At 54.2% G+C, this 6784-nt stretch carries 7 protein-coding genes and 1 pseudogene; 3 read left to right on the top strand and 5 right to left on the bottom strand.

From position 1 onward, the window contains the following. Together IOB61_RS09985 and IOB61_RS09980 are read right to left on the bottom strand one after the other, a co-directional pair. A pseudogene (locus IOB61_RS09985) lies at nt 1-338 on the bottom strand (hypothetical protein); the annotation flags it as partial. Further along, nucleotides 335-1099 (bottom strand): ABC transporter ATP-binding protein, encoded by a 765-nt coding sequence (locus IOB61_RS09980; protein WP_290815858.1) that lies wholly within the window; start codon nt 1097-1099, stop codon nt 335-337. The pseudogene IOB61_RS09985 and the gene IOB61_RS09980, both read right to left, overlap by 4 nt. Nucleotides 1100-1842: 743 nt before the next feature. Between IOB61_RS09980 and IOB61_RS09975 the strand changes: the two genes are divergently transcribed. The 3 genes from IOB61_RS09975 (at nt 1843) to mazG (ending at nt 4778) form a co-directional block, all read left to right on the top strand. Continuing rightward, on the top strand, nt 1843-2472 hold the full coding sequence (locus tag IOB61_RS09975; protein WP_290815855.1) for a redoxin domain-containing protein: 630 nt from the start codon (nt 1843-1845) through the stop codon (nt 2470-2472). Between the two features lie 102 nt (nt 2473-2574). Next, complete coding sequence (locus tag IOB61_RS09970; RefSeq protein WP_290815852.1) at nt 2575-3957, top strand: MFS transporter; 1383 nt, start codon at nt 2575-2577, stop codon at nt 3955-3957. Between the two features lie 20 nt (nt 3958-3977). Further along, nucleotides 3978-4778: a nucleoside triphosphate pyrophosphohydrolase gene (gene mazG, locus IOB61_RS09965; protein ID WP_290815849.1), complete on the top strand. Its 801-nt coding sequence runs from the start codon at nt 3978-3980 to the stop codon at nt 4776-4778. On the opposite strand, the gene hflX is transcribed toward mazG, so the two are convergent. The 3 genes from hflX to IOB61_RS09950 all read right to left on the bottom strand — a co-directional run. After that, a complete protein-coding gene (gene hflX / locus IOB61_RS09960; protein WP_290815846.1) occupies nt 4716-6086 on the bottom strand; it encodes a GTPase HflX in 1371 nt (456 codons plus the stop codon). The genes mazG and hflX overlap by 63 nt on opposite strands. 88 nt (nt 6087-6174) lie before the next feature. Next, a complete protein-coding gene (gene hfq / locus IOB61_RS09955) occupies nt 6175-6423 on the bottom strand; it encodes an RNA chaperone Hfq (protein ID WP_085339964.1) in 249 nt (82 codons plus the stop codon). Nucleotides 6424-6517: 94 nt separating this feature from the next. Then, on the bottom strand, nt 6518-6784 hold a 267-nt coding region (locus tag IOB61_RS09950; protein WP_290815843.1), incomplete at its 5' end, for an aminotransferase class IV.

The raw sequence follows: 6784 nt of genomic DNA, 5'->3' as shown, positions 1-6784 counted from the left end.
GGAATAGGGGAGGAGAGGAGGAGGTCTAAATCCCCCTTCTCGGTTATCGTCATGAACGAACCCATCAAATTCATGGACAGGCCCGAAATCATCAAAGTCAGGATAATGGCCCCAGCCAGCGATGAGAGCTGTTCATAATCCCCAGCGGCAGCCTCAAAAGTTTTCGCAACGCCAAAGCCTAAACCGAAGCTCAAAAAGGCAACGAATGCGAGCGTGAAAACGGGCTTTAACCAGCTCGGCATTTTCTTGCCAAGCCGACCCAATCGCCAAGACAAACGAATTTGATGGCGCGCCAGCCATAGGATGCTGCCAGGCACAAATAAGCGGTCGAGCATCATGCGAAACTGCCTACTGAGGCTTCGTCGACCAATTGAATGAAGATATCTTCCAAACTGGCCTCGGCTTTGCCTGCTTGCGCCCGCAAATCAGCCATGGATCCATCTGCGAGCAAGCGGCCGCGGTGGAAGATGCCAACGCGCTCGGCCAAGCGCTCAGCGATTTCCATAACATGTGTTGTCAAAACAATGGTTGCGCCTTCTTTGGTCTTTCCCACCAAGAGTTCTTTAACTTGCCGGGCCACAGCTGCATCAAGGCCTGAGAAAGGCTCGTCCAAGAGCAGCAGTTTTGGATCATGCAACAGCGCGCCAGCAAGCGCAGTCTTTTGCTTCATGCCGCGCGAAAAAGTCTCACAGCGCTTATCGCGCTCTTCCCACAAATCCATCCAACGCAATAATTCTTCGGCGCGTTTTTCCGCCACACTGGCTTCTACCGACCACAGACCTGCGATGAACTCGAGATATTCCATCGGCGTCAGCTTGTCATAGAGCAAAGGCTCATCGGGCAGCCAAGCGGTGATGGATTTTACCCCGCGCGGATCGGTTGAAACATCGCGGCCAAACACCGAAATACTGCCTTCATCGGCCTGAAGCAGACCTGCAATCATTCGCATGGTTGTGGTCTTGCCCGCCCCGTTTGCGCCCAAGAGCCCATAGAAAGAGCCTGGTGCCAGTGTCAGATTAAAGTCTGATACAGCGGTCTTGGTGCCAAATCGTTTCGTTAGCGATTTGATCTCAAGGGCGGGAAGGGGATGGGTCGTCATAAGCATTCCTGTTCTTCAATCACCTGATCTAACGCGCAAGGTTCGAAGACAGGCCCTTACTTCTAACCGAATGGGTGTTTCGAAGCCGTGAATCTTTGTCCGAAATCATGTCGTCATGTGTAGGATTGGCGCTGGAATGGCAGCTGGCAGCACCTAGGCAATTCTTAACACGTCAAAGCTGGTCTAGATTAACGCTGTCCTTGAACCGTTACCGGCGAAAAGACATGAACGCTGTGGGACAATCTTTAGCTCGCAAGTCTCGCATGACTGGAGGCCAATGAAGGGATTCTGGCGGCCTTGTGTCAGCCAACGAGGCTGTTCATCCCGGAACTTTGGGCAGTTGTTTCGCGTATCTTCTACTCATTTTGTCCCATAACATATATTATGCGAATTACGGATTTTGGGATTATGGCGATGGTGATCGTGCCGTGCACGGCTCACCTGTCGACGGCGGTTTAAGTTTCTTCCGCCTCCCTTGACCTTCGATCCCAGTGGCGCTTGCGTGAAACAGATTTTCTTGGCCTAAGCACCTGCCCGCTGCAGCTCTTAGCCTTGCCGAGTGCGATGAATGGATCATCTCACATTAGGTCGAAAGTGCTGATTGTGCGGCTTTGGCCTCGCTTTTGTGATACCACTACGGGCAATCGCCCTGCTTTGGTGCTGCTTGCACAATTTAGAACTTGTCGCTCGACCGTGAAAATGATTTCACAACAAGTGGCTAAGGTGAAATCAGGAGATGAATGATGAAGAAATGGATTGTGGGCCTTTCCCTAGCCTTCAGCGCGGCAGTTGGAATTGCCGTAGCTGCTTCGGGTCAATCAACTCCCCAAAAGCCAAAGGCCGCACCAGCCCCAGTTCAAACGCCAACGCCAACGAAAGCACCAAGCATGACATCTCCCAATCTATTTGAAGGACTGATGGGCGGACAAATCAATTTGGCGGATTACCGAGGCAAAGTCGTTTTGGTGGTCAATACGGCGTCGCAATGCGGCTATACGGGCCAATATGCGGGCCTCGAAACCCTGTGGAAATCACGGCAACGTGAAGGTCTTGTCATAGTTGGCGTGCCTTCGAATGACTTTGGCGGCCAAGAACCTGGCAGCGCCGCCGAGATCAAGAAGTTTTGCGAGCTTAATTATGGAGTCACCTTCCCGATGGCGGCCAAATATGTCGTGCGCGGCCCAAGCGCGCATCCATTTTATCGCAATGCTTTGAATGTGTTAGGGCCAAAAGCTGAACCGAAATGGAATTTCCATAAGATTTTGATCGGTAAGGATGGGCGTCCTATTGCCGCCTTCCCGTCCGCTGTGACGCCCCAATCGGCAGAGCTTTCAACAGCCATTACAAACGCGCTTGGAAAAACCAGTCAGTAACATAAGTGGTTCCAATCCCTTAGCTAGGGGCTTGGCGTTTGGCCCAAAGGGTGACAAGATCAAAAATATGAGCCCGAACCAATACGGGCCTTCGGAGGAAGTATGGCAATCGATCCAGCAAAGCCCGCCCCAACGGGTTCTAAAGTCGCTTTGTCTCGTATTCTAGCTTTCTCCGCGCCCAGCCTGCCCCTTGCGGCCCTAGGTCTACCCCTCGTCGTTCAATTGCCACCCCATTATGCGGGCTATATCGGCTTGGAAATTGGCATTGTCGGCCTTCTTTTCATGCTCGCGCGCATCCTCGATATTGGGGTTGACGTGGGGATTGGCCTTGCGATGGACCAAACGCGCACGCGGATTGGCCGATTCTCGCCATGGCTTGTGATGTCCATTCCGGTCATTATGGTGGGCTCCTATTTCCTCTTCATGGCAAAACCCGGAGCCGATGCCACTTATCTGGCCTTCTGGTTGTTCTTTACCTATGTTGGCTTTTCCATGGGCTCACTCTCGCAAATGTCGCTTGGCGCGACGTTGAGTGATAATTATCATGAGAGGTCGCGCGTCTTTGTGTTCTGGCAGGCGGGCAATGTGGTGGGCATGTTGCTGGTTCTGATGATCCCTGTTCTGACCCATTCGCAGGGCGGAACCGCTGCCGATGGCGTACAAGGCATGGGTTGGTTCATCGTTGTCCTGATGCCGATTACCGCGCTTATCGCAGCAGTCTTTGCTAAAGAAGAAGCGCCCAAGGCCAAGGCCAAGAAAACAAATCTAAAGGATGTCATTTCCCTATTTAAATCTGATGCTTGTCGGCGTCTGTTGATTTGTGATCTTCTGCTGATGTTTGGCTCGGGTGTGACTGGAGGTTTGTTTCTTTTCTATTTTGATGCGGTCAAGGGCTTTGGCGGTTTGGCAGCGGCCTTGTTGCTGATCTATTTCATCGCAGGTCTGATCGGGGCCCCGATCTGGACCATGATTGCCCGGCGCTGGGGAAAACATGTCTCCCTCCTGTGCGCCTGCATTTATACGGCGGTCAGCTTGCCCTTTGTCATGCTGCTGCCGGAAGGCAATTTCATCGCGACAGCGGCCGGCATGGCGGTGGCTGGGATTGTCTATACATCCGGTGCCTATCTTCTCCGCGCCATGATGGCCGATATTGGCGATGAGGATTTGTTACAAACCGGGCAAGACCGCACGGGCCTTCTTTATGCTTTGGTGACGCTGACGGGCAAGGCAGGCTATGCCTTGGCAGTTGGGGTTACCTATATCGGGCTTGGCCTTTTCGGCTTTAATTCCAAGCTGGGCGGCGAAAATACGCCCGAGGCTTTGGCCGGCCTAACCTTCTTATTCATTGGCTTGCCAGTTATCGTCAATCTTATTGGGGCCTTGCTCTTGGTCAAATATCCCATCGATGCCAAGCGCCAGGCAGAGCTTCAAGCGGCCATTGCGGCTAAGCGAGACCTCGAACAGCAAGCATCTCAGACAGCATAGAATCGCACCATAGTGGGGCGATGACCCATCCCAGCTCCATTGACCGCCTCCTCACGATTATGGCTGCCTTGCGCACCCCAGAGACAGGCTGTCCTTGGGACCTTGAGCAAAGCTTTGCCACCATCGCCCCCTATACGATCGAAGAAGCCTATGAAGTGGCCGACGCGATAGCTCAAGGCAATTTGGTTGCCTTGAAGGAAGAGCTAGGCGACCTTTTGTTTCAAGTGGTGTTTCACGCCCGCATGGCCGAGGAACAAGGCGCTTTTGCCTTCGAGGATGTCGTCCAAGGCCTGTCAGACAAAATGGAGGCGCGTCACCCGCACGTCTTCGGCACCCGCCAAATTGAGACTGCCGAGCAACAAACCCAGAATTGGGAGGTGATGAAGGCGAAAGAGCGCGCCGCCAAACATGCCGATGATCCAAGCCTTCTCGCCGATATTCCCTTGGCCCTGCCCGCCCTCATGCGCGCTGAAAAACTTACTAAGCGCGCTGCCCGCGTTGGCTTTGATTGGCCGAGCCTCGAAGAAGTCTTTGCCAAGCTCACCGAAGAGATAGGCGAAACCCGCGAGGCCATTGCCGAGGGCGATCAGGCCCATATTGAAGAGGAGATTGGCGATGTTCTCTTTGTGCTGGCAAACCTTGCGCGCAAGGCGAAAGTAGACCCCGAGGTTGCGCTGCGGGCTGCCAATGCCAAGTTTGAGCGTCGCTTCCGCTGGATCGAACAGGCCCTGCGGCAGGAGGGCAAAAGCCCTGAAACCTCAAGCCTCGAGGAAATGGACGGGCTCTGGAACCTCGCCAAGCGAAACGAACGGAACCTCTGAGAGAATTTGCGGCCATTGCGCCACAAAACGGGCCGCATCATCGGCGGTCAGGCGCACTTTCAGATGGGTAAAGCCCTGCTCGTCGGTTTCTTCGTGGCGGACAGCCCCCTTGCGGAATAACCAGGCCCGCGCCGCGCCTTGATCTGGCCCAATGACAAGATCTAGCGGGCGGGCATCCAGCGCGAGCTCAGAATCAATCAAGGCAAAGAGGTCCTTGACCCCTTCCCCAGTCAAAGCCGAGACACAAATGCCTTGGGCCGTGCCATCAAGGCCTGAAGCGGCAGCTCGCGCTCGGACATAGGCAGCACCCGCTTCATCCAAGCAATCAATCTTGTTCCAAGCCTCAATCAAGGGTGGCTTGCTTTCATGGTCCGACAGCACACGGTCGAGCACCAATTCCACATCCCGGCGCTGATTATCGCTTTCAGCATGGGCGATATCGCGAACATGAACCAGAAGATCTGCTTGGGCGACTTCTTCGAGCGTGGCCCGGAAGGCTGCCACCAATTCGGTCGGCAAATCGGTGATAAAGCCCACGGTATCGGACAAGATCACGTCTCTGCCAGTCGGGGTACGCACGGCGCGCAAGGTCGTATCCAAGGTGGCAAAGGGCATGTCCTTGGCCAAGACGTCGGCGGAGGCGGCACGATTAAACAAGGTAGACTTACCCGCATTGGTATAACCAACCAAAGCGATGACAGGATAAGGCACACGCTTGCGGCTTGCCCGTTGGAGGGCCCGCGTCCGCTTAACCTCTTCCAGCTCTTTTTTTAGCTTCAGGATTTTGTCGGCAATCATACGACGATCGAGCTCGATTTGCCGTTCCCCCGGCCCGCCCGTTTTCCCGGTACCCCCACGCTGGCGCTCCAAGTGGGTCCAAGTCTTGACCAAGCGGGACTTCTCATAGCTGAGGCATGCCAATTCGACTTGCAAGCGCCCTTCCCGCGTCCGCGCCCGCCGGGCAAAAATCTCAAGGATGAGGCCGGTACGATCAACCACTTTAACCTGCAGCTCTTTTTCAAGATTGCGCTGCTGTACCGGCGACATTTGGTCATCAAGAATTAGAACATCGACCTTCAGCTCTTCACACTGAACTTTGAGCTCTTCAATCTTGCCTGTCCCGAAATAGGCACCCGGGCGCACCTGGCGCAGGGGCTCAAGCCGCCCATCGGCCACGTCAAGGTCAAGGGCTTCCGCAAGCCCACAGGCCTCAATCAGGCGCAAATCAGGGTCACGACTAGCCGCGGCGTCGCTTCGAAGCGGGTGGATGACCAAGGCCCGCTGTACGGGCGCCTGACGATCGATCAAATGCGATTATCCTAGCTCTGTGGCACAACTACAGACCATCTGTAGCCGCATCAGCATGATCCTTTAGACCAATAATGACAAGGAAGCCCTAGTCGAGGTCCGCTGGGTCGCCCTCAAACATCTGAACCGGCGCGCCGGGCATAATGGTCGAGATGGCATGCTTATACACCAGTTGCACCTGACCGTCGCGGCGTAGCAACACACAAAAATTGTCAAACCAAGTGACGACGCCTTGAAGTTTCACCCCATTCACCAGAAAAATGGTCAGCGGCGTGCGCGACTTCCGGACCGCGTTTAAAAATGTATCCTGCAGATTCTGTTTTTTGTCGGCAGACATTGTAAGCCCTGTCTTTTTTTGGGTAACGCACTTCGCTACCTGAGTCTCTCATTAGGCAGTCCTTCTTGGAAATTTCAATCCAGAAGAGTGTTGTCTAAGGCTTTTTTACTGATGTTTGTTGCGAAAGATAGGTTTCCCGCAGTTTTCGTGCAATTGGACCGGGCGCACCCTCACCGATTTTCTCGCCATCTAAGCCAATGACCGGGGTTACGAAGCTTGTGGCAGAGGTAATGAAGGCTTCGCGGGCTTGAAGGGCCTCGTCGCGTGAAAAGGCCCTTTCTTCAAAGGCAAAGCCCAAAGCCTGTGCCGTCTTGATGATGGTATCACGCGTTATCCCGCGCAAAATGGCATGGGTTGCTGG

This window comes from Aquidulcibacter sp. (assembly GCF_020253525.1).
In the GTDB taxonomy this organism is placed as follows: Bacteria; Pseudomonadota; Alphaproteobacteria; order Caulobacterales; family Aquidulcibacteraceae; genus Aquidulcibacter.
The sequence above is the reverse complement of the archived record's forward strand: the minus strand, read 5'-3'. Positions and strand labels throughout refer to the sequence as shown.